Genomic DNA, 25453 nt, shown 5'->3' with positions numbered 1-25453 from the left:
AACACCTGTTCATTTCGTATGGAATACATACTGCCCGCTTCCTATCTCGAACTTCGTATAACCATCTTCGGCTACCTCACCGTTCATCTGGTCTCCCTGTTCGCTGCTTGCCAGTGATGCCTTTTGCCCTTGCTGCGTAGGTACATACACCGTGGCGTGAGAGCCTACCGGTACGGTGACGTTCATTTCAAACGCAGCATCATTCAATTTCCAGTCAACACCGGCCTCGCCATAGGGTGTCTGAAGCGTATAACTCGTATGACTGACAGCAGTCACAGGCTGAGGTTTCACGATGATGTGTTTGTAGCCGGGCTGCGCTTCATCTGACTTCATGCCGGCAAGATTGCGATAGAACCATACGAGTCCACCGCCAAACATCGGATGGTTATGTGAACCTCCTTCGTCCCATTGTTCGCGCGACGTTGTTGAACCTAATTCAATCCAATGACCAAAGCTGGGTACAGTCTTCTTGTTTAGCGCTTCAAAGGCGAGGTCATTCATTCCATTTTCCGCCAGCACTTCAAAAAAGAAGCGCGTACCGAAGATGCCTGTATCGAGATGACCGCCTTTTGCTGCGATACTTTTGCGGAGCGATGCAACAACCTCTTCGTACTGCTCTTTGGGAACACCCATTTTTAATGCGAAGATGTTTCCTCCTCCGTCGCCGTAGCCGCCTGCAGCTTTCTGATAAAAGCGTGCATGGAATGCGCGTTTGGTTTTATCGGCGAGCGCAGTGTATTGTTCAGCTTCTTGTTCGCGACCGAGTGCCCTGGCAGTACGCGCAGTGATATCAGCACAATACCAATAGTAGAACGTGTGTACCATGTCACTTCCAACGGTTGGACCAGGCGCCACCCATTCACCCAGATTGTACCATTGTACTTCCTCACCTTGCAAATTCTTACGCTTCATCAGCATGATACCTTCCTTATCAACCCACGTTTCCATGTACCTGACATAACCCTTCATGCCGTCGTAGTTATCTTCGAGCATGTCGCGGGAGCCATACGCCATATAAAATTCCCAGGGGATGATACAAATAGCTGCTCCCCAGGCCACACCACCGCCGCAGCCGGGCTGCCATGGCGCACCGTTCGGAACATATCCGGTCTCAACATTCTGGGCTTCCAGCATATCCTGTACCCACTTATGATAAAAGTTGCGTGACTCAAAGTTCTGCATCACCGTCGGACAAGCCACCTGTGCATCTCCCGTATAGCCCGACCGTTCGCGATGAGGACAGTCGCTGGCAATACCGCCATGCATGTTGTCCAGCTGACTTCTCTGCCAGATCGTATTAATCTGATTGAACAGCGTGTTGGAAGTTTCAAATTTGGCAGAAGGTTCAATATAGGTGTTCACTGCTTCTGCGACGAGATCCGGGGTCTTCAACTCACCGGGCCAGTTTTTGATCTCCACGCCGCTAAAAACAAACCAGTTAAATCGCGGTGCGTAGGTAGCCGGACCGTTGCCTGAACAGATATAGCGGTTGTCGCCGGAGTACAAGTTGCCATTGAAAGCGATGTCAATGGCATGTCCCGCGGGACCTTGCACATTCAACAGCTTAACCCATCCGGAGATTTCCTTGCCAAAATCAACTTTGTAATGACCTTCGCCGAGCCGCTCTATTGAAACAGGTTTTAACTGCTCCATCACTTTGTCAGTATGTGCCGTATGCGCCACCAACTCACCGTAGGGTGCAGTCCTTTCAATGGCCTTTTCCCATTGCACATCATTATATCCTGGACTGCTCCAGTCTTTTTGTTCCTCGCGTGCATCATAGATCTCTCCGTAATAAACCATGTCCCTGACGATGGGACTTCGGCGAACAGTCCATGAAGTATCACTGGTGATGATATCTTCAGAACCATCTTCGTAGCTCACCTGGATCTGACCGAGAAAGCGCGGACTTCCATAACCTTCTGTCCAGAACTTAGCAGGATTGTAGAAACCATTTCCGAGTATAGCACCTATCGCATTCTTACCCTGAACCAACTGATCGGTGATGTCGTAGGCCAGATACATCACCTTATATTTTCTGAAATTATCGGGCAGACTGATGAGGGCCGTTTCTATACCCGGACGCTTACCATAATTCGTTTGATTCGGAACGAGCACATCATCGCCAACCTTGCTGCCGTTGACATAAAACTCAAAGTATCCGAGTCCCGTGACGAACGCTACGGCACGTTTTATCTTTTTGCTGACGTCAAATGTTTTCCTTAGCATAGGTGCCGGCGGTCCGAATTCTTTTGGAACGCCATCTGGACCACCATCTGGTTTTGGCAACGCCGATTCATTTTGCCACGGAGCTCCAATCCATTTTGCTTTCCAGTCGGATTTCTTCAACAACCCCATACGCCACCGGCCAGGCTTACTCCATGGTCCGGGCTTATCATTACTGTCCCAGGAGCGCACCTGCCAATAGCAGTCCTGTCCCGAGGTAAGTTCCTTGCCCTTGTATACAACGCGGTTTGATTCCTCCGACGACACTTTCTCGCTGTTCCAGAGATCGGGCTCTTCAAGCTGTTGTTCGGAAGTCGCCACGCGTATTTGATAAGCAGTCTGTTTCTCGTTCCTCTGTAAAGATGTTGTTGTATTGACCCACGCTAATCGCGGAACGACATCAACCACGCCAGGATTACTGAGATATTCGCATGTTAGCTGAGAAGGAGCCTGAAGGTTTGAAGTCTGCGGAGTGTTACAGGCAGCCGCAATCAGAGCCGTTATGATAAGAGATGCACGCATAGCTGATGGAATTGCCTGAAGGTAACAAAGTTATTCAACACCAAAAAAGAAGGGGCTGGCATCCACCAGCCCCCGATGAAATAATCAACAACGTTACCGCTATGTAACAATGTCAATACGTCCGTTGAAAACAAACCTGTACTATCAATCGTCAATTTATCACTGTACACCTATTCTCTGTTAGATGCATGTGCATGATACATAAGACTTACTTCTGTATTTGCAACGCCCGGGCATCATAAACGAAGACACCTATGTAACATGCGAGGATCAATTTGTGCGGATCGTTGTACGTGATACGAGGACTGCAGTTGCAACGCAGGTCTTCAACGTTTACTCACTACTGAATGGTACGGCCGCAGTGCTCTGTGTCGGTAATGAGTGACACATTGATTTGCTACACAGCAATTCCCGTGTCGACCTTCACCACCTGCATCACGGAATGCAGGCCTGACTTCAATGCGTACTGAATTCCGTTAACGATCTGTACGAAGTTGATCCCGAAGGCCAGGAGCAAGGGCTTCGTCGCGCCCGGAATAGTGTGCTGCAATGTGATCGCATCTGTCTGTGCCTGATCAACACCGATGGGCGCTGACTCAGCACTAACGGCTACGTACTTTTGCGTTTCGAAGTCGACTTCTGCGGCCGTTGATCGCAGCACAAAGTGCGTGGCTCCGCCAGGTGGAACGATCAGGGTCTTCGGCGAGAAGGTTTGGACCTCGACCGATAGGCTGCCCGTCGACCGGTCCACTACCGGTGTGAACGACAGGTTGTGCGCGTCTTTCAGCGACATTGCACCGTTAAACTCAAAACCTTCCAGCGCCGCTGTTGCAACGGGAAGTACCTTGCGTGAACCACGGATATTCACCGGGTCCTGCCTCAGGAGTTTGTGAATCAACGAACTGAGCCTGCCCGAAAGACTGCGGTCACCCGTGGTCTTGATATCCCGCGCGAAGGCTGCGCGAAACACCTTGGAAGCTTTACTCGCATGATCAAACTCTGCATTGTTCTCTCGCGTTCTGGCATATGATGGATCATTCTTGATTTTGTTACCATCGACGCCGGACGCCTCTCTTACCGAATAGCCATCTTTCGTTTTGAAGAAAGACAGATTTCCTATCCGGCCTTTAAATTGAATTAGGCCTACTTGTTGGGCCATAAATAAATTAGTTAAAATGATGTGTCGTTAATTGACCAACGACACTTAGGTCAGTAATGCATTACGTCACAACATTACGAATGCGCCTGAAACCTGCTGTCCGGATTTGTCCGGATTATGTCGTCAAATTACGTTAACTGTTGTTTACTTTCAGTTGTTTGCAGTTAGCGCTAACGCATGTTTGGGATATTCGGGTTGAAAATTGATGTGTCATCTTTACACTTCTTGCCCAGGAAGCCCGTGCGCTCCAGGATTGTCGTTACTGCAAGTCGATCTATCGTCGACCTAACGTCGACATAACGTGCACCTAAAGTGCACACAACGTGCACTGATATTGCGCTCTCATTGACCATGGTTAAGAGTCTTTGTCCGCAGCGAGGTGAAGTGAAATGGTCTCCGCTTCATAATACCTGAAAATTTATTTTTGCCAGCAGTGAAGTTTGTGGTTTATACCTGCAACTCCGTTTGAAATCTGCATTTTGGTACTTCAATAATTGGAGAAGATTAAAGTGACATTCAATCCTCTTTCACCTATTGAATATGGACGAAGGAAATTTTTTCCGATATTTACTAGCCTGCCATAATGAATGGCACCAGTTAGCAAGATGAAATAAAATATAAAAAACTATGTTAGCCGATTTAAGTAACCTGCAGCCGCGACCTTACAAACTGAAACAATTAGCTGAGCTCTGCGGTGTGTCCACAAGGACCATGAGTCGTCATATCAACAAGCTTGGAGATGTAGCATCCAGGAAAATTGGCCACTTCTTCACCTTCCCTGTAGTAAAGGAAATTCTGCAGCGTTTGGGATATATCTAGCCGGTTGCCTCTCAGAACTCGAGACACTTCATTGCTTTTTGCCTGGATAATTTGTAATATAGATTACACCCCCGTTATATGTCAAAACTCATCTGTGTAGCAGTGCTGCTGCTAAGTATTTTATCATGCGACAACGAAAATGAAGCAAGTAGAATACAGGTTTCTGGCGTCGTTCAAAAAGGCCCATTCATACAAGGCGCCGAAGTGCAAATCAGAATTCTGGATTCTCATTTTGAGCCAACGGGTAGTGTCTTCTTTTCAGAAACCCGCGATGATTTTGGGTCATTTTCAGTGGCAAATGTCAATAGTGGGCCAGTTGAAGTAGTCACTAATGGCTACTTTTTTAATGAGCTCGCTGGTAAGCTATCGAACTCCACCATTGCCTTGAATGCGATAGCTGATGCGTCGGCAGGAGTCGTTAATGTAAACCTGTTGACCTCGTTAAGTGCTGACAGGATAAAGTATCTTGTTCTGAGCGAGAAGAAGTCGCTCGCTGAGGCCTCAGATCAGGCACAACGGGAAGTGTTAAACGTTTTTCATATTGTCAGCACTGACGTTGTACCTTTTAGCCAGATCGACCTTTCCAGGTCTGACGAATCGTCGGCGATATTGCTGGCGGTTTCATGCATACTTCTATACGGTAACGATGAGGCGGGCTTGTCTGAGCAGATTCGGAAAATTTCAACCGACCTGCAGGAGGATGGTACACTGGACGACACTTCAATAAAGGGGGCGCTCAGAGCGCAGTCGATGCAGATTTTCCAGCCCACAGTCGACTATGTAATTAACAGACTGAAGGAAAGATTTGCTGCCCTGGGAACAGAAATTAACCCTCCGGATTTTTTTCCTTATGTTGATACTGATGGTGATGGGATAATCAACTTGAATCAGGTGCGTACGCCTCGTTTTATACCACCTGCACAACAAGTTCCACCTCCCTTCACAGACGCACCCTACATCTATTCAACCGACATTGAGGTGGAACTTGTCTGCGCGACTCCCGGATCAACCATCTATTACACGGTTGATCAAACAACACCGACTACTGCGTCGTTGCGATATACTGATCCAATAAAGTTAAAGGGCGAAGGAACACATGTTGTCAAGGCCGTCGCTGTTAAAGAAGGCATGGACAACAGTGTCGTCAGTACACAAGACTATGTAATCAAATATCTTGTTGGACCGTATCCAAAGATTGATAAACTGGCGGGTGTCTACAACCAGGACATTCTTGTGTCTTTTGCCGAAAAACCAAACACTAAAATTTACTACACGCTTGATGGTCAGGAACCAACCCTTGCGTCTGACGTTTATACAGCACCTATCAGTATTGCAGGGAATGGTACATTCAAAGTATTGAAGGCATTCGCGGCTGGTGAAAATGTGTTTCCAGGAAAGACAATCACCAGCTATTATAAAATTGACTATAACTCTAATCCTGACAATCCGATGACGGGGTTAAGCGTGGACGAATTCAGACAACTGATCGCAGGAAAATGGGTTGGTCAATATTGGACGTATTACATAAATCCCGACTTCATTTACTATACGGTCGAAGCTGATATTGGCCTGGATGGTGCTTTTCAATCAAAGCTGGTATATTCATCCTGGTCCGAAAATGACACGTACGTTCACTACCAATACCATAAGTTTAACAGCATTAATTTACAATCGGTACTGCCGGATGGAAAAGCAGAGGGTTTTGCAGGTGTAACTGACCCTGAATGGCCGCTAGCAGATTTTCCTGCCAGAGTGAAAGATGTTATCCTCTCCAATAACGGTGACTTCCTGTCTTTTACTATAAACTATGCCAGCTGGGAACATTCTCTCATCCTTGTGCGAAGACCTGAATAGGTCTTTGATTATTGATTAACGTTGACGCAATCCTGGATTTTGATCAGTCGAATGTAGAACAAGCTCCAACATGAAAAGGTTACCTTGTGCGTGTGTATAACCTAGGGCTTACCAGGAAGCATATTCCGTATCGCACTAATTTTCCATACGCGCTTCTCGTCAACAACTACAAACGTACTCCACATCTTCCTGGGTGTACCATCAGCATTGGCAATTTCATATTTGCAATCCACAATTGCAGCAGCAGGAGCAATCATCCGGATCTTATCAATGGTTAACGTTCTTGTTCCCGGAGATGCAGCCGAACTCTTCAGCATACCCGTCACCGACGACTGAATTCCGTTCCTCCATTCACCAGTTGAAACGAGCTGGTCGATATCATCTGTCAATATGGATTTCAATAGTATGGTATCTTTCTTTTCGCGCGCTTCCGAGTATTTATCGATTAAGGCATGGATATCCTGGCGCTGTTTGGCGGTCGGCACAGATTGCGCGCACGCGCTAAAAGCCAATAGCATAAATGCCGTAAGTGCACATGGATTTTTCATAGTTGTATTTGCTACCAGAAAAGTTCAACATTAATCATGAATGCCGTACCCTTCGCGCCTACTAAAGTTGGATAGCTGAAATAGCCAACAGGCGAACGATCAACAAACATCACCTCGGGGTTAATACGAATGATCCGGTTGCCCATTACAAACCAATTCAGACCGGCAGTTACTTCCCAGGGCTTACCGTATTCTCCATCTATGTAGGAGCCCGTAGCATACGCCATCAGTTTTTTGGGCACTACCATTCCGGAGGCCTGTGCTGTGAATCCCTTGTCAAACAGCCTGGAAACCGGAAGCTGCCCATTAGATTTTAAATTGGAGATCCACCGCATATAAAATTCAAGGTCGAGTGAGAAACCTTTGTATTTGAGACCTCCATTTATGTCCATCATCTGGTAGGTGGCTTCCAATACCTGTGATCCATTACCAAATGCATTTCCATTAAACAAGCCTGTTCCATCAGACAGCCTGATCTGAGAGTTCTCAGGTGCGTCGGATCCGGGTTGAGACTGCGCGGTTTCGGTACTCCGAGTGAAAGATCCCGCCAGCAGGGTTGCAACCTTCTCATGGTTCTCGGGATCTCCGTAAGGGGCAAGCCGACCGTAGTCGCCCGTAACCCACCAGAGAGCGGTGCTCCACGTGTCAAACTTATTATCCATTTGCCCGGCGTCTACACCAAGCTGGCTGAGATTATTTCCGAGCATGGTTTTGTAATAGACGTTCTCAACGATTTCTCCCTGGGCCCAGATACCGGACGTGAATGATCCGCGAAAATATTCATCAGCCATTGGGCGCGCGTCCTGTCGCAGCCAGAATGGCCATTGGCCGTATAGTGACCGGGTTGTTGGTAATGGACCAATACCCGCTCCGACATCCAGATATTTGTTAATCTGATATTGCAGATTTCCACCGATCACTACCTGAGCACCTAATCCCTGATTGGAATTTGATGTCCAGACATAGACAAAGTATCTGAACTTTGGCGTGGCAAGCCATCCCTTAAAATAAAGCGTGACCTTCTGGAATTGAAGATCGTTGCGTTTGTCCAGCGTTGACGTACGTCCAAAGTAATCTGTGTATGTATCGTCAAAGCCACTTTGATTCAGGTAACGGATAGTGATGTATGGAGAGAAGGACAGGGTAGCATTCTTATTGTTGACTAAGAGGAAGCCTGACCCGGCACGATGTTCAGAAATGCCAGTGGTTCTTGTCGTGTCATCCTCAGGCGGATTGGACTGAATCTGCGCAAGCGCCTGCAGGCACCCTGTGCATAACCCTATAATTATAAATAGAAATCTTATTTTCATTTTATGCTTTTCACAATTATCGTTTCCCGTTTCCCCCATGATACCTTTCATAGTTCTCAAAGAACTCATCGAGCCGATCCGCTGATATTTGCTTGGCGATAATACGCTTGTCTTTGTCCAGAACAAAAATCGAAGGCAGCATCAGCGCGTCATACAACTCCTGATAATATTTAGTATAAGTATGATGTCCGTTTACTGTCGTCCATCTCATGCTCATCTCTTTAACATAGTTGCGCATTTTCTGCATTGACGAGTCTGCGCTAACGGCATAAATGCCTACGTCCCATTTCTTTTTGTTATAGAATGAAACAAGCTTAGGAGTTTCCTCGCGGCAGTGTCCGCAGTCGGGATCAAAGATGAACAGTATGGTATACTTGTTATCAATGGAATACAGCGCCTGAGGTTTAAGACTTGCATCCTGCATAACCAAATCAGGACCGATGTTGCCAATAAGACTTTTCCTAAGCCGGTCGGCCTGATCCTTAAGAGCTTTCAGGCTACCCGCGGTGATCCAGAAGTTCATCTTGCCGGATGCGTAATAGGTATCGAAGACCCGGACATAAATTTCATCAAGGCCCATAATGCTGGGCTGCTGATATTTCAGCAGACACACCCATGCAGCATATCTATATGCCTGCTGATTTTTCTCCGCAGCGTTGATAATCTTAGTGGCAGCCAGAAATAGGGAGTCAGGATCCTGGGCGGTGAGCTTATCCAGATATTCATCAATCTTTTGTTTATAGAGTGGATCTGGCAGGCAAACCAGCCCCGGCTCTGACAATTCAAAGTTGTCGAAAAAATGCTTTTTATACCATCTGAACTGAAACGTTGAATCGATCCTGCCGTCGGACGCTTTAGGCGCAGCAGGAACGTTGATCGGTCGGTATGCCCTGATGATGTTTGCTGTAAGACTGTTGGGATTGGCCGCTATCAATTGGTCCTGATACAATAATACTTCGTCACGGATCCTGGTATACTCTGCCTTTGCAGCTTCTTTCTGTTGCATGGATGGCGTTGCGTCCTGAAGGATGCTTTCCAAAGGCGCTGCACGTTCACGTGCAGAAGTCTGATACTTCATGTTCTTATAGAAAAGCACGTTCTCATCGCTTCCGGTTACTTTCATAGATTGAAGAACATCCGTCGCGGATGTTGTCATTGAAAATTGCTGATCATCGGTAATGAGAAAGTCAAATTGTTTGCTTGCCTTTCCATCCTTTGCCATCGCGACAAAGTAAACACCATGATCTTTTAATGTTACACCGTCAAACCTGAAGTCACCTTGTTTGCCAACAACTGCTGTGTCCTTGATGTAAATGCTCTCACCAAAGTGATGCCCCAGATATACCGTTGTGTCGTGCCAGCCGGTGACCTTGAAGTTCAGTGTATATCCGTCCTGTGCCGCTGATTCACGCGCGTCTGCTATGATGCTAAGAACGACGAGCAGCAGGCTGAAGGAGATGGGACTTAGGTTCTTCATAACGTTATTTGGTACATAAATTACGACATTTGAATGAATCTCAATGCCGTCTGTGACGAGGCGAAGGAAATCGCTGCTTCCACGACGTTACCTTTGCACTTGATGATGATGCTGTTGCTCCGTACCTTATATCGAACCCTATCGAGTTGAACTTTGAATTCCTTATTGAGCCAACGAACCCCAGTGTCTTTTTTGGCTATTTCGACATTCTGCTGTTTCTGATCGTGATCGGCTTTAACGTGCTCATTTGGAAGACCGACCTGATGAAGAATGCCGGCTGCCTGACCACGCTATCGGTTGCCGTCGTTTTACTTCTCGTGTTCCCTTTGGCGTCGATGAAAGTTGAGTTGTACAACGTGTACAGAAAGTATACAGTGGTCGACGGTTATGAATTGGTATACATATGGCTCCGTATACCATTGTGGTGGGCAATCGGACTCTGTGAAATGATTGTCTTTGCCAGACTAGTCAGAGCGAAGTATGATAATTAGCCTACGGTAGACTCAGCTAGGGAGGCGACAGCAGTCCTTTGGTAAAAACGATTTGCCCACTACGCTTTCTCCATCTTCTCCAGCATCTTCCACCCATCTTCAGTGATGCCCATGATCTCCGTGGCCACCCCAGTGGCTTTATAAGTATCGAAGAACTTCATTCTCGCGATCGGATGATCAACTTCTCCAATGATCGGATACCCGTGCCCTGTGATGTCTTGTACAATCTGATCGAAACCACTAACGGGTAGCCTGAATGCCAAATGCTGCACGCCACCTGCCGGATTTTTTGCCAGGTAATCATGGAACAGACTCTTTCCCGAGAGCGGCTGAATCAACTCAATGAAGGCGCTGCCGTTATACGTTTGACTCACCAGCCCGTCGCTGGGTACAACCTTGCCATAGTACTTTATGCTCAGTTCCTCTGCATCATAACGTTCGGGCTTCGGAAAGTCGATACGCAAAGATTTCTCCAGGAATTTAAGTGCGGCGTTGATATCAGGGACGACCCATCCAATTTGTGCGAATTCAAGTTTGGCGAGTGTTTCGTTGAGATTGCTCATGACTATTTGTTTTGATAAATAATGAGGTAAAAATAATGCCGGACTGTATTTAAAAGCGGGGGTAATTGCGGCCAAAACAAGGCAGTTAGCGTCCGGCGTCGTGTGACCCTGTGTTGTGTGAGCCGCAGTCAGGCTCGGAGCGGTTGGTATGCATGGCGCCATCGGATCTGAACATGACGATCACGACAGTACGGGAGACTGAATTATTAATTGCACAGGCCAGGATCTGTTATCTGAAATAAACACTAACGGCGAGGGTATGCGCGAAAGTTGTGAAGCCGGTTTCGCTCACTTACCGTGACCGTTAGCTGGTGTTAGAGAAAAAAACTGTGGGGTACTGTCGGTGCAAACGGTATAGTACAGGATGGGTTAGGCTATAGGGTGATCTATTTTTATGTAAATCGGTTGGAAGAATACTGTTCTTTCGTGAGAAGAGACGACGTGGAATTGTTATGTGTGATCGGTCGTGCGTAGTGTTTAAGTGAAATATAGGAGTTAAAGTTTCTATCTGGATCCTCTTAAGAGGAACCATAGAAATGTATTGTCCATGAGCATCCATTTGGATTGTTCAAGGCATGAATTGTATCGTCCATGAACGTTCAAATTGTTGAATTGTTCATGAGCATGGAATTGTATTGACCATGCACAAGGGAACGTATTGTTCAATTAAAAAATAAACCCACCGATGAGTAACCCTAAACCTGCGAACTATGAATAAATATTACTGGATTTTAAAGCGAGCGTTATTGCTCCTGATTTTGATATCAGGCTTGATCAGTGCCTATGGGCAGATGAGAACCGTGAAGGGAAAAATAATCGCTCAGGACGATGGCTCCGCTATTCCCGGCGTGAATATTCTTGTTAAGGGTACTACGAGTGGTGCTGTTACCGACGTCGATGGTCTATACTCGCTGTCCGTTGATGCGAACAGCATACTGGTCATTTCGGTTATCGGATACGCAACGCAGGAGGTACCTGTAGAAGCGAAATCAACGATCGATGTAGTCATGGTGCCCGATGTTACCAACCTGGAGGAAATCGTTGTTGTTGGTTATGGCACGCAGTTGAAGAAAGAAATTACCGGATCTGTACAGACGATAAGCGAAAGAGAATTAAAGGATCTTCCGGTCGCACAGATCACACAGAAAATACAGGGACGCCTGGCCGGCGTACAGATCAACCAAACCACAGGTAAACCCGGTCAGGGAATGTCGGTGAGGATCCGCGGTCAATTGTCGGTATCAGGCGGAAGTGATCCGCTGTATGTGGTTGATGGATTCCCGATCACAGGAAACATAGGATCGATCAACCCCGACGAGATCGAAGATATCACGGTGTTAAAGGATGCAGCATCTACATCACTTTATGGATCAAGAGCAGCCAATGGTGTTGTACTGGTAACGACAAAGAAAGCGAAGCCTAATACAAGCAACCTGAGTTTCAGCGCGTATGCAGGCGTGGCTAAAGTGCCTCAAAAAGGGAGGATTGATATGATGGACGCCGTTGAATTCGCAACATTCAAGAAGGAGTATTATGAGGACGCAGGACTTGCAGTGCCGGAAGCATTTCAGGATCCATCGCAGTACGAGGGAAAAAATAATGATTGGTACGATGCCTTGCTGCAAACTGCGCCAATTCAGAATTACAATCTCACACTTACTTCCAATCGTGACCGGATCAGCACTGCACTTGTTGCAGGTATATTCAATCAGGAGGGTGTAGTTTTAAACACAGACTACAAAAGATATTCCCTTCGTATGAACACGCACTACACTGCGTCTGAGAAGGTGAAGATCGGATTCAACATAGCGCCCACACTCATCTACGACAACACGCCAAGAACAGATGGTGACCGGGGTACTGGTATTCTTTTCAATGCGCTGCACACCTGGCCAATCATGCCGATCTATGACGAAAACGGTGAGCTCACCAAGTTCAATCGCTACCCGGCGAACACCGGAAACATCTTTGCGTATGCCAACTGGGTTAGATCAGCGGATGAATTGACCAACGAAACGGAGCAGTTGAATTTGCTTTCGAATGCTTACATAGAATACAAGCCCGTAAAAGGACTGACGCTCAGATCCACGATGAACGCTGAGATACTGAACTCAAAATTCTTCTTCTTTAATCCGTCGACAGCAACCAGTCAGATCAATGTTCCGATACCGACCACCGCAGTTTCCATTCGCGAGAACATGGAGACATTTGTGTGGCTGAATGAGAACCTCGCTACCTATAATGCTGAGTTTGGTGATCATCGCTTTGAGCTGTTGGGTGGTTTTACCAATCAGCATTTCAAACGCGATAGAACGCGCATTCAGGCCGACACATATTCAGATGACAGACTGCCCACTATTCAGGGCGGGATCAACATCAACCGCGCGGGTACGAACAGCGGTGTCGATGAATGGTCGCTGACATCCTTCCTGGCAAAGCTAACGTACAATTTTAAGGGCAAGTATCTGCTCACCGCGGCCGTTCGCGCGGATGGCTCTTCACGCTTCGGCGCCGACAACCGGTGGGGTACCTTCCCGTCGGCCTCAGTTGGTTGGGTGATGTCGGATGAATCCTTTATGCAGAATGTCAAAGCTGTGTCTTTCGCGAAACTCAGAGCCAGTTTCGGTGTCACAGGGAATAACAATATCGGTAACTATACACAATATGCTCTCGTGAACAATACGGTAAATGCTGCCTTCGGGGCAACAGTTGCACCGGGAGCAGTAGTCACCACGTTGTCGAACAGCAACCTCGGATGGGAGACAACCAGTCAGTTCGATGTGGGCGTCGACATAGGATTGTTCAACGACCGTATCCAATTCATCTATGACTTCTATTCTAAGAAGACGACTAATCTGCTCTACAGCGTGCAGATCCCACAGGAATCGGGGTTCACAAACTTCAACGACAACATCGGACAGATCGATTTCTGGGGACATGAATTCGCGATAACTTCTCTCAACACCGCAGGCAGACTAAGATGGACAACAACTGCGAACATCTCCTTTAACCGTAATGAGGTTGCGTCTCTTGCCGACGGAATCGACCGGGTCTATGGCACGTTCCATATTACAAAAGTGGGACATCCCTTCGGTCAGTTTTATGGACATATCGCCGACGGCGTGTACATGAATGCTGCAGACCTTGCCAGCAGTCCGCAGGTGCCAGGAAGGTCAACTGTAGGCAGTATTAAGTTACGAGACATTAACGGCGACGGCATAATTACGAATGGTGGCAACAACGACGACCGCGCTATCATGGGAAGCCCTTTCCCGGACTTCGTATACGGAATTACCAACACACTGAATTATGGTAATTTCGATTTCACTATCGTCGGTTCCGGTTCTCAGGGCAATGAGCTGTTGGTTCGTCATATCTACAGCACCGCTAACCTCGACGGTGTATTCAATCTGGTTGACGGCGTGAAGTATCGCTTCCGTTCTGAAGAAAATCCAGGTAAGGGATTTTATGGAACAACAGTAGGTGGTGGCAACGTGACGGGTATTGAGCGCGACTGGGTAAACAGCCGGTTTGTGGCCGATGCCTCCTTCTTCACCATCCGCAACATCACGCTCGGATATAGTATCGGTGCTGTCAATAAGTTCTTTAAGTCTGCCCGCGTATATGGTTCTGTCCAACAGGCCTTTGTTTTCACCAAGTACTGGGGAGGAAACAATCCTGAAACGAGTGCGCAGGGAGATGGCAACGGCGACGGAGGTAATCTAAGCCAGGGTCTTGATCTCTCAAATTTCCCAGTGCCCCGTACATGGACCATTGGAGTAAACCTGAATTTTTGACCTGACATTTCAATCGTTAACAATTCAGACTACGAACAACCATCGAGAAGACTAAAAGTATGAATCAGATGAAAACGAAAATATTGATAATATTCCTGCTGACAGGAGCGCTATCCGGCTGCGACGATTTCCTCACCGTCTATCCGGAGACGTCACTCAGCTCAGCAACATTCTTTACCAGGGAAGCCGACTTTGTGCAGGCTGTCAATGGCGCTTATGTTCCGCTCCGGAGCATTGTAAATGACCGGGCCTGGCTACTGGGAGAAATGCACTCCGACAATACCTACTATTCGCGCAACATCCTGTTCGGCGCAACCGAGCAGCAGGAAGATATTGCCGACTTCGCCATTCCTGAAGCACAGGGAATAACTTCCAATACCCATGTTCTGAATCAATATCGTCTCGACTATCAGATCATTGCACGGGCAAATCAGGTACTGGCATCCATTGACAACGTGGAGTTTGATAAAGCATCAAAGGACAACTTAAGAGGGCAGGCCCTGTTCCTGAGAGCATACGCCTACTTCGAGTTGGTACGTTACTTTGGTAAAGTGCCGCTGCATCTCGCGCCTGTACCCAACCGCGAAGAAGCAGCCCTACCGTTGTCAGAGGTAAACGATATCTACGCACAGATCATTGAAGACGCTACCGCATCGATTCCACTAATGCTGCCTAAGTCAAAACAGGAAGCTGGTCGTGCAACATCCGGTGCTGCGCGCACCTTACTGGCGAATGTTTACATCGTTCGGCAAGAATGGGCAAAGGCGGAAGCACTGCTGCAGGAAGTGGTGGTAAGCAACGAATATTCATTGATCCTCAACTACGAGAATGTGTTCTCTACATCGACCGCCAATAAGAACAATGCTGAGTCTGTATTTGAGGTTCAGTTCATTGAAGGATCGGCCGGTCTGAATGGTACTTTCCTTTACAATTTCATGCCACGCCCGATGAGCCCGGCAGAACTGGTCACCATTACCGGTACATCCAATCCTCAGCCACTCGATGGTGAAGGTAACAATACTCCGACACCGGATGTCATTGCAGCTTTTGAACCTAATGATAAGAGGAAGGATGTCTCGATTGGTTATATCACTTTGGCCGGCAGTTTCAGGACAGACAAAGTATATCCATATATCAAGAAATACGCGAAGACACACTCACTGCACAACAATCATGGAATGAACTGGCCGATTTACCGCTATTCAGAAGTGCTGCTGTTCCTCGCAGAAGCGTTGGCTAAACAGGGCAAAGATGGCAGTACATATCTGAATCTGGTTCGTAAGCGCGCCGGTCTTGGCGATGCAACCGGTGATATTCTGGAAGCGATCTACAGGGAGAGAAGGGTAGAGCTGTGCTTTGAGAACAAACGCTGGTTCGACCTGGTGAGAACCGGCAAAGCAATCGAGACAATTACAGCATACGGCAACAGGATTAAGGCAGATCCACAGGCTTACTATTACCCACCTGAGGCGAAACCACGAAGCAATGCATTCAACAACATCAAAGAGTTGTATGCACTCCCTGCGGATGAAGCCGCATTGAGTCCGTATTTTTGATAGAAGTCCCTGGTTTAATTAGAATGAGCCGGCCTCCTGAAAGAGACCGGCTTTTTTATGTTTTCGTGTATCCCTTTCGTTGGCTACATTGTAATCACTTATGTCCACAGCTACCACGACAAATCCTCATGCAGCACTGTCTGCTCGTTCGTCCCGTTTTCTCTCCCTTGATGTTTTCCGCGGCCTCACGGTTGCAGGAATGATCCTGGTAAATACTCCGGGAAGCTGGGATTATGTCTATGCCCCATTACGTCACGCACCCTGGAACGGTTGCACGCCCACCGACCTTGTATTTCCCTTCTTCCTGTTCGCTGTGGGAAATGCACTCAGCTTTTCAATATCGAAGTATCAGGCGCTGTCGTCTTCAGCAGTGTTGAGAAAGATTTTTATTCGAAGTGCTCTAATCTTTTTGATCGGCTTGTTACTAAACTGGTTTCCGTTCATTCGCTGGCAGGATGGCGATTTCGTTCCGAAGGCATTTGAAAATCTCCGAATCTACGGCGTGCTACAGCGTATCGCGCTGGCGTACCTCGGTGGGGCTCTCATTGTTCATTTCTTTAAGCCAACGAGGGCATTCATTGCAGGAATCGTTTTGCTGATTGTCTACTGGATCATCCTGCTGACATTTGGCGACCTTACGCTCGAAGGCAATGCGGTGCGTTACCTGGATCGCTTTATGCTCGCCGACTCGCATTTATACAAAGGATATTTCAGTGCAGTTCTGAATGAGAATATCGCTTTTGATCCGGAAGGTTTATTGAGTGCGCTTCCTGCAATGGTTTCTGTCGTATTTGGTTTCCTGGCCGGCACTTACATCAGAAAGCACGGCAATTCATATGAGATGATCGCTCACCTGATGGTTGCTGCACTGTTGAGTATTTTCGTCGGTCTTTGCTGGGATCTCACGCTTCCAATCAACAAGCCGATCTGGACCAGTTCGTATGTGTTTTATACTTCAGGCCTCGCACTCGCAATTCTTTCCGTCATCCTGTTTTTTGTCGAGATGAAGGGATATCAGTCGTGGACAACTCCCTTTGTACTTTTTGGGAAGAATCCATTGTTCATCTTCGTGATGTCGGGCGTGCTGGTGAAGATATATGGTTTGATCCATATCGGAGGCGATGGCTTTTATGGCGCACTCTACAAGTCGGTATTCCAGCCATTAGCTGGAGACTATCCGGGATCGTTGCTTTTTGCCGTTGCACACGTGCTGCTGTTCCTGTTGCTGGCAGCTTTCCTCGACCGGCGCAAGATTTATATACGCGTATAGGCGAAGTCACGACATATTGAAGAGATGCTATAACATCAACCGGTTGATGAATAAAAACATGAAGCTAATTCTGAGCGTCGCTGTGCTCATGCTTATGATCTTCTTTCAGGCCATCGGCCAAAAGGTCGGAGACAAGCCCAACATTGTCATCATTATGGCTGACGATCTCGACAGTAAACAGCTCAGTTGCTACGGTGGGAAGAACATTCGTACGCATAACATTGATGCACTTGCGTCAGAGGGAATTCAAACTAACATCTATGCTTCTGCAGCGATGTGCGTGCCGACCAGAGCATCTTTGTTCACAGGTCTGTATCCGTTGCGTCATGGTTCGTTCCAAAATCATAAGCCTGTTAACGATAGTCTGAAAAGTGTTGTGCATTACCTTGGAGCGCTGGGCTATCGCGTCGGCCTCACCGGTAAAGATCATGTTACTAAACCGAAATATATTTTTCCATTTGATATAGTGAAGGGCTTTGAGCCTAACTGCGTCGCCGCCACTGACGACTACGAACTGGATGATCTGAGAAAGTATATTACTGCAAGCACTCAGCCTTATTGCCTTTTCGTGATGAGCATAAATCCACATGCTCCATGGACCGTTGGTGATACTACAGAATTCAACGCCGATGCGCTCATACTGCCGCCGGATTGGGTGGACACAAAAGTTACGCGACGTCAATTTGTAAAATACCTCGCAGAGATAAGACGGCTGGACAATCAGGTGGGAGACGTAGTGCGCCTGTTGAAAGAAACCGGCCAGGACAAGAATACGATCGTAATGTTTTTGGGAGAACAGGGAGCGCAATTTCCCGGGGCGAAATGGAACTTGTGGGATGCAGGACAAAAGAGCGCCATGATTGTGAAGTGGCCGGGTGTCGTGAAAGCGGGTAGCAAGCCTGACATCCTTGCTCAATACGAAGACATTACGCCCACCTTAATAGATGTCGCAGGTGGAGCAGCGGTGCCGTCCCTCGATGGCAGAAGCTTTCTTTCAGTATTAACCGGCAAGAGTAAGAGCGCGCGACAATTCGTTTATGGTATTCACAATAATATCCCGGAAGGCAATGCCTATCCAATCCGGAGTATTCGCGACGAACGTTATAAGTTGATCGTAAACCTTTCATCCGATATGCCTTATTACAATCGTTTCATGATGGACCCACAGCGGAAGGACCGGAATTCAGTCTGGTTCAGCTGGGTTGATGAAGCATTGAACAATGCCGGGGCAGCAACGCTTGTCAGGAGATTTGAAAAGCGTCCGCGCATGGAGTTTTATGATATTTCAAAGGATCCGTTTGAACTGAAAAATCTTGCAGATGATCCGGCATATAAATCTCAGATCAGAGCGTACGAGACAAAATTGCACGAATGGATGCTTTCGCAGGATGACAGAGGCGCCGCGATTGATATCGTATACCCGAAGAAATAGTGAGGCTTTCTGCTCTAAAAAAATTGTGGCGAAAATTTCATACCAAATCGTTTAAGCCGGTATGGTATTGAGTTGCGCGATCCTGTAACGACAGGAAGTGGCACTTACTATTAATTGAGGGAAACTTCATCTACAAAAAACTCTGGCTTGCCCTTGCCGTGATTCTTGTTCCATTCGGGTAGCGTCTTGAATCTTTTTGCCTTGACGCGAATGTATCGCGCAGTCTGCCTGGGAAACTTCAACACGATGACACCTTTGCCCGCCGCTCTTTCCATTGAAGGCAGAGCGCTGCTTTGACTGGCGACCATCGATAGTCTTTCTTTATCGGAACCAGTCCATAATTCTATGCTCTCAGGTGCAAAAGCTCCATTTGCCCCATCTTCAAGATAGCTTATCGTTACTTCGGATAGTTCTGTGTCCCTGCCCATATCAAGCAGTACCTGAAAATCGTTGTCGATATATCCCAGGTACTCTTTATCGCCGCGACTGAATCCTCCGGACAGTCCATCGACCAGCGCACTATCCAGCTTGCCGGAGTGCTTAGGATCGGGCTTGGACTCGAGCTTAATAACATAAGGTCTCTTTCCAAGTTTCATCAGCGGGAATTCAACCACTTTGCTGTCTTTCCATCCGTTCATCGTTGCTATTATACGGAGAGTAGCGGAATGATCAATTCGAAACGCTTCGTCATAAACCATTGATTCTGTGTTGGGATCTTTACCGTCAAGGGTATAAAAGTATTTCACTTTTCCTCTCGATAGTTTTACATCGACCAGTGCACTGTTGCGAAAGAATGAGCTGTCAATCTTTACCACCGGCGGCGTAAGGGCTGCATTGTACACAGAGTCGCTTAAGTCAATTGCTGTGCTGAATATTTCAAGGTCAGGATGCGACCCTTTCAACGTTGCGAGCGATGTCTCCGGTACTGCTGTGTTGTACAGATACAATTTCTTAAGGTCCTTCCACTTCGATATCTGCTCAACGGTCTGGCTGGTGATCTTTGTTCCTGAAAGGTTTAGCGTTTCCAGGTATTTAAATTCTTTAAGATGTTTCACTCCCTCGTCGCCAATGCCTGTGTTCTGGAGGTATAGCTTCTGCAAGTGGGTAAAGGGTTCGAGGTTCTTCAGGTCATTGTCTTTAACTTCCGAATTACCGAGGTCTATCGACACTACCTGCCGGCTCACCGGCGCAAGTTCTTCAATGTCTTTTGAGGTAAAATCTTTCTTGCTTCCAAGAAATACTGCGACGTATGGCTGTGTCGCAGATATCTGCTGCACGGTTCTGTATGGATTGTTCAATCCCTCGATCTCATCGTAATCAACAAAGGGAATGTTCAGGAGGTCGAGACCGGTCTTTGGATGGAACCTTGCCAGCATGATCGGTTGTATGCTGTCTGTCTTCGGAAGAGTAACATATTTTACATTGGGATCAGCGCCTGAATTGATCCACCATCCAATGAGCCTGATTTCTTCACGGTCCAGCTGGAGTTTGTCTTTGGGTGGCATATGCAGTGAGTCCTCCATGGGCAGCGAGATGTATTTGTACAGCAGGCTTTTTTCTGCCTTGCCAGGGACAAGCCCGTCGCGATGTTCTCCACCGTCCATCATGCTCTCGTAGTCGGATAAGATCAGGTCTCCTTTTGCTCGGTTGGCATTGTGGCAGTTAAGGCACTTTTCATTGAAGATCGGCTGGATGACGTCGCGGAAAACGACAGCACTATCGGCATTCTCGATTTGCACGGCTGTCCTGGTGCGATTAAGCAATGGCTCTGTAAGAAATCCCTTACCATGCGTTACTTCGGCACCAAAATGCCCGGCCGCGACAAGGCTGCCCGCACATAGGCCTAGAGTTACGTAATACGTGGCAGGCAACGCCCTTGACTTCACTAACAGGATGGCCACGGATAGCAACGATACGGCTACACCAAACCACTTATGGAGTGTTACTTCCCTGCCCAGGTAAGTACCCTCTTCATACAGGAAGAAACCAAACAGCGCCGTCGTCGCAGCACTTAGCGCAAACAAATAGAACACGCACCATGTAATGCCCTGCACTGAGGGATGGCGAAACCTGGGTCGCGTCGACAGATACTCCAGGAAGATCGCGGTAAACAATAACGTTAATGGAAAGTGCAGGATAAGCGGATGCATCCGCCCTGATACCTGCAGCAATACAGGCAACTGTACTCTGTCTTCGAAGAAGATCAGGAACAGCAGCAGAACATTCAGAAAAGAGGAGAACGCTATCGTGAACCGTCTAAATTGCAGCATCTGTGAGAGTCACATTAAGGAATGAAAGAAGTTCTCGCATCATGCTACGCAAGGATACCTTTTACGACATGACCGCTCACATCGGTGAGGCGATAACGTCTGCCCTGGTGTTTATAGATTAGTTTTTCATGATCGTATCCAAAAAGATTAAGGACCGTAGCCTGGAAGTCGTGAACATGAACAGGGTCCTTTACAATGTTGTATCCTAGTTCATCAGTTTCGCCATACACAATGCCGGGCTTTACACCGCCGCCTGCCATCCATATTGTAAAGCAACGGGGATGATGATCGCGGCCATAGTTTCCATCTTTAAATGTTCCCTGGCAATAGTTGGTGCGTCCGAATTCTCCACCCCAGATCACCAGTGTTTCGTCAAGCATTCCACGGTTCTTAAGGTCCTGAACCAAAGCAGCTGAGGCCTGGTCAACGCTCTTCGTAAATACCCTCGTTCTCTCTGGCAGGTCCGAGTGCGCATCCCAGCCCATATGATAAAGCTGAATGAATCGAACGCCGCGTTCCGAGAGTCGCCGCGCCAGCAAACAGTTTGCAGCGAATGTGCCTGGCTGCAGTGAATCGGCGCCGTACAACTTGAACGAACTTTCGGGTTCATCCGAAAAGTTCATCACGTCTGGCACAGAAGTCTGCATGCGATACGCCATCTCGTACTGTGCAATGCGCGCTGTGATTTCAGGATCTCCAAATTGTTCCTCCTGCATATGATTAAGCGCTGCGATATGATCCAGCATCTTTCCTCTGCTCGCTTTATCGGTGCCCGGAGGATTTTGAAGATACAGCACCGGATCATGTCCCGATTGAAGATGAACACCCTGATGTATTGAATCTAAAAATCCATTTCCCCAGTTGCGTGAGGCGAGTGGTTGAATGTCGCCCTTGCTTCGTGATAGCAGCACGCAAAACGCAGGAAGGTTCTTGTTCTCGCTTCCAAGTCCATAGCTTAACCAGGAGCCCATGCTCGGCCTGCCCGGCTGCTGACTTCCCGTCTGAAAGAAAGAAACGGCAGGATCATGATTGATCGCCTCTGTATTCATGCTTCGGATGATGCAGATATCATCAACGATCTTCGAGGTGAAAGGTAACAACTCGCCAAGCCACGTTCCATTTTGTCCGTGTTGCTGAAACGAAGTGAACGAAGGGATCAGTGGAAATGATTTCTGCGATGCCGTCATTCCCGTGAGGCGTTGCCCGTTGCGCACCGATGGAGGTAACTCCTGTCCACCCATTTTATGCAGCATGGGTTTGTAATCGAAGAGCTCGAGTTGAGACGGAGCGCCGCTCTGAAACAGGTAGATCACACGCTTTGCTTTGGGTGCGAAGTGCGTTACCCCGGGAGGCAGCATCTCATCTTCATCACTCTTGCCGCTGAACAAATCGGGCACCAGCAGTGAACCTAAGGCGAGACTCCCGATGCCAATGCTTGCGCTTGAAAGAAATGTCCTTCGATTTATATTGAGCGAATGCCGGAGAAATTCATTGGACATAAATGTTGCGTTTACGTTTGCTGATCACTTTACGATTTACTTATCGTTTCGTCGAGATTGTAAATCATGCTTACCACATGCATCATGGCCGCACACTCTACAGTGTCGAGCTGTTCATCTTGCGGATAACCGCCTACATGAAGAAACTTCTTCGCTTCGGCAGGATTCGCGCGGTAGCGTTCATGCTCTTCTTCATACCCCTGCAAAAGGATCTTCACTTCTTCATCCTGAGCCTGACGTGAAGTGATCTTCCGGAATGCAAGAGCAATCTTCTGCTCAGTTGAAAGCGATTGATCTTTTATCAACGCTGATCCCAGTACCCTCGATGCCTCCAGTGTCTGAGGATCGTTTAACATATTGAGCGCCTGCAACGGAGTGCTCGTACGCACCCGTTTCACTTCGCAGAACTCTTTCATGGGTGAATCAAAGATGAGCATCGACGGGGGAGGAATCGTCTTGCGCCAGTAGGTATACAAACTACGGCGATACAGCTTGTCACCTTTGTCAGCAATGTATTCCGATTCTCCTCGTCCTTTAATGCCAACGGCAATTGCTTCCCATAGGCCCTCCGGTTGATACGGCTTCACGCTGGGACCTCCCAGTTCGTCATGTAATAGTCCGCTCGACGCAAGAACGTTGTCGCGTATCATTTCCGAATTAAGCCTGTATCGTGAACTCCTGGCGAGGTACGTATTATCGGGATCAATCTTTCTCATCTTCTCAGTTGATGCCGAGGATTGCTTATAGGTGGAAGAAGTAACCATCAGTTTCAGCATGTACTTCATGTCCCACTTATTCTCCCTGAACTGCACGGCCAGATAATCCAGCAGCTCGGGGTGGGAGGGCTTTGCTCCCTGGTTGCCGAAGTCATCGGATGTTGTAACGATTCCTTTGCCAAAGATCTCCTGCCATAATCTGTTTACCATCACACGAGCCGTAAGCGGATTCTCAGGCGAGAACAACCACTTTGCAAGTCCGAGGCGGCTTGAGCCGTAACGATTACTGTCGTAGGGCATGATGGCCGCAGGCGCACCGAATCTGACTTCCACATTGGTGGGCGCATCATACACACCACGCTCAAGTACAAATGTCTTGCGCGGGCGATCATCACTCATCACCATCACTCTGATGGTATCCTTCGGACCGATGGTCTTCTTATTGATGAAGTTCAGAATGCCATCAACATCAACATCACTCTGCGTTATTTCTATGCGCGGTTTGGGTAGTTCTCCGTAGTTGATCAATCCCTTTTCATTGGCCTGATTGAAGAACGAATACATCGAATAGAATTCCTTCTGAGATATCGGATCATACTTATGGTCATGACATCGGCTGCATTCGACACTCATGCCGAGAAAGGCCTTCCCGAATGTATTCGTCCGGTCCACAACATATTCAGTACGATATTCTTCAGGAATGGCGCCGCCTTCCTGCGTGATCTTATGATTGCGATTAAATCCCGTTGCCAGTATCTGCTCGCGCGTGGCCTGTGGTAACAGATCCCCGGCAAGTTGCCACGTGACAAACTGATCATAAGGAAGGTTCACATTGAAAGCATGAATAACCCAGTCGCGCCAGGGCCACATTACCCGGGGTAAATCATCCTGATAGCCATGCGAGTCGCCATAGCGGCTTACATCCAGCCAGTAGTTTGCCCATCGTTCGCCATAGCCTTTTGAAGCCAGTAGCTGATCAACAACTTTTTCATATGCCTCAGGTGAATCATCTTTGAGGAATGCATCGACTTGCTGCAGTGTTGGCGGCAACCCCGTAAGATCGAAACTTACACGACGAATAAGTCGCTCTTTGTCTGCTTCGGCCGCATGATCAAGTCCCTTTTCCTCAAGCTTTGCCAGAACGAACTTATCAATGTTATTCGCGGGCCAGTCGGAATCTGATTCGGGCACCTCGGGCATAACGGGTGGGATAAACGCCCAGTGCTTCTTGTATTCGGCACCCTGTTCGATCCATTTTCTCAACACATTCTTCTCGTGCTCCGAGAGCACCAGGTTGGATTCCGGCGGCGGCATCTGGAACAAAGGATCTTCAGAGAATATGCGTTTTACCAGATAGCTTTCGTCGGGCTTTCCCTTTACGATGGCAAAGTGATGTGCATCCGACTTTAGAGCTTTGAATGCGCCCTCTTCGGTGTCGAGATGAAAATCAGCCTGGCGCTTCTTGATGTCTGGTCCATGGCATGCGAAGCATTTGTCGGAAAGAATCGGCTTAACATCGTAGTTGAAGTCGATCTTTCCCTTTCTGCTGGCTACGCCTCTCTGGTCGGCATTTTTAGTACATCCCATCCACAGTATTGAACCGAGAATGACTAGTATGTAAGTCTGTCGAATTGATCTCATGAGGACCGCTTTAGCGTGGCGAAGGCTTGACCTCTAATTTAGCGAAAATGAATGGGGAAACATCAAACGTTTGCAAGGTAAATACGCAAACGGTAATTAAAGCATTTAGATCCCGTAGGGGATAATCTCTCTGTAGCAAAAAATGAAATGCAGAATTGCATTCAGATCCCCGGAGCCTGTATGTTTAAAAAAGGAAAGCCTGGAGACTATATTTAAAGTGAATTATCATATCATTTTAAATAAATCTTCCAGGCTTATGAAAACAATACAAGCTAAGGATTTTTCCTTTGCCGGGGAACCTGT

Annotated in this window: 16 protein-coding genes; 7 read left to right on the top strand and 9 right to left on the bottom strand. The window is 47.6% G+C overall.

Annotated elements, in window-relative coordinates; all coding sequences use genetic code 11:
* Positions 1-9 precede the first annotated feature (9 nt).
* Positions 10-2748: a family 78 glycoside hydrolase catalytic domain gene (locus WBG78_RS29930; protein WP_337330224.1), complete on the bottom strand. Its 2739-nt coding sequence runs from the start codon at positions 2746-2748 to the stop codon at positions 10-12.
* A 397-nt stretch (positions 2749-3145) separates the two neighbouring features.
* On the bottom strand, positions 3146-3907 hold the full coding sequence (locus WBG78_RS29925) for a hypothetical protein (RefSeq protein ID WP_337330223.1): 762 nt from the start codon (positions 3905-3907) through the stop codon (positions 3146-3148).
* Positions 3908-4534: 627 nt separating this feature from the next.
* Between WBG78_RS29925 and WBG78_RS29920 the strand changes: the two genes are divergently transcribed.
* Together WBG78_RS29920 and WBG78_RS29915 are read left to right on the top strand one after the other, a co-directional pair.
* Positions 4535-4726, top strand: a complete 192-nt coding sequence (locus WBG78_RS29920) for a hypothetical protein (RefSeq protein ID WP_337330222.1) — start codon at positions 4535-4537, stop codon at positions 4724-4726.
* 78 nt (positions 4727-4804) lie between these two features.
* Positions 4805-6580, top strand: coding sequence for a chitobiase/beta-hexosaminidase C-terminal domain-containing protein (locus WBG78_RS29915; RefSeq protein WP_337330221.1), 1776 nt, complete (start codon positions 4805-4807; stop codon positions 6578-6580).
* A gap of 101 nt (positions 6581-6681) precedes the next feature.
* Here WBG78_RS29915 and WBG78_RS29910 read toward each other — a convergent pair whose 3' ends face one another.
* From WBG78_RS29910 to WBG78_RS29900, 3 genes are read right to left on the bottom strand one after another with little or no spacing between them, the layout of a single operon-like run.
* Positions 6682-7128 (bottom strand): SgcJ/EcaC family oxidoreductase, encoded by a 447-nt coding sequence (locus WBG78_RS29910; RefSeq protein ID WP_337330220.1) that lies wholly within the window; start codon positions 7126-7128, stop codon positions 6682-6684.
* 11 nt (positions 7129-7139) lie between these two features.
* Complete coding sequence (locus WBG78_RS29905) at positions 7140-8438, bottom strand: hypothetical protein (protein ID WP_337330219.1); 1299 nt, start codon at positions 8436-8438, stop codon at positions 7140-7142.
* 16 nt (positions 8439-8454) lie between these two features.
* A complete protein-coding gene (locus WBG78_RS29900; RefSeq protein WP_337330218.1) occupies positions 8455-9915 on the bottom strand; it encodes a thioredoxin-like domain-containing protein in 1461 nt (486 codons plus the stop codon).
* Positions 9916-10061: 146 nt separating this feature from the next.
* Here WBG78_RS29900 and WBG78_RS29895 point away from each other — a divergent pair, with 146 nt between their 5' ends.
* Complete coding sequence (locus WBG78_RS29895) at positions 10062-10406, top strand: hypothetical protein (protein WP_337330217.1); 345 nt, start codon at positions 10062-10064, stop codon at positions 10404-10406.
* A 59-nt stretch (positions 10407-10465) separates the two neighbouring features.
* Here the strand turns inward: WBG78_RS29895 and WBG78_RS29890 are convergent, their stop codons facing one another.
* Positions 10466-10969 (bottom strand): VOC family protein, encoded by a 504-nt coding sequence (locus tag WBG78_RS29890; protein ID WP_337330216.1) that lies wholly within the window; start codon positions 10967-10969, stop codon positions 10466-10468.
* Positions 10970-11679: 710 nt separating this feature from the next.
* Here WBG78_RS29890 and WBG78_RS29885 point away from each other — a divergent pair.
* The 4 genes from WBG78_RS29885 to WBG78_RS29870 all read left to right on the top strand — a co-directional run bounded on the left by WBG78_RS29885 (position 11680) and on the right by WBG78_RS29870 (position 19024).
* Entirely contained in the window at positions 11680-14766 is a 3087-nt protein-coding gene (locus WBG78_RS29885) for a SusC/RagA family TonB-linked outer membrane protein (RefSeq protein ID WP_337330215.1), read from the top strand.
* A 68-nt stretch (positions 14767-14834) separates the two neighbouring features.
* The gene (locus WBG78_RS29880) at positions 14835-16322 is read left to right on the top strand and encodes a RagB/SusD family nutrient uptake outer membrane protein (protein ID WP_337330214.1); all 1488 of its coding nucleotides are present in this window, start codon (positions 14835-14837) and stop codon (positions 16320-16322) included.
* 100 nt (positions 16323-16422) lie between these two features.
* Positions 16423-17592: an acyltransferase family protein gene (locus tag WBG78_RS29875; protein ID WP_337330213.1), complete on the top strand. Its 1170-nt coding sequence runs from the start codon at positions 16423-16425 to the stop codon at positions 17590-17592.
* A 58-nt stretch (positions 17593-17650) separates the two neighbouring features.
* Complete coding sequence (locus WBG78_RS29870) at positions 17651-19024, top strand: sulfatase family protein (protein ID WP_337330212.1); 1374 nt, start codon at positions 17651-17653, stop codon at positions 19022-19024.
* 110 nt (positions 19025-19134) lie between these two features.
* Here the strand turns inward: WBG78_RS29870 and WBG78_RS29865 are convergent, their stop codons facing one another.
* Genes WBG78_RS29865 through WBG78_RS29855 form a run of 3 tightly spaced genes read right to left on the bottom strand, consistent with a single transcriptional unit; the run spans position 19135 to position 25150 of the window.
* Complete coding sequence (locus WBG78_RS29865; RefSeq protein ID WP_337330211.1) at positions 19135-21294, bottom strand: c-type cytochrome domain-containing protein; 2160 nt, start codon at positions 21292-21294, stop codon at positions 19135-19137.
* 44 nt (positions 21295-21338) lie between these two features.
* Positions 21339-22793 carry a DUF1501 domain-containing protein gene (locus tag WBG78_RS29860; protein WP_337330210.1) on the bottom strand — a complete coding sequence of 485 codons (1455 nt, stop codon included), beginning with the start codon at positions 22791-22793 and terminating at the stop codon, positions 21339-21341.
* Between the two features lie 29 nt (positions 22794-22822).
* Positions 22823-25150, bottom strand: a complete 2328-nt coding sequence (locus tag WBG78_RS29855; RefSeq protein WP_337330209.1) for a PSD1 and planctomycete cytochrome C domain-containing protein — start codon at positions 25148-25150, stop codon at positions 22823-22825.
* Positions 25151-25453: the final 303 nt, after the last annotated feature.

The sequence above is a fragment of the Chryseolinea sp. T2 genome (genome assembly GCF_037203685.1).
In the GTDB taxonomy this organism is placed as follows: Bacteria; Bacteroidota; Bacteroidia; order Cytophagales; family Cyclobacteriaceae; genus Chryseolinea.
This window is presented reverse-complemented; position numbering and strand designations above follow the sequence as displayed.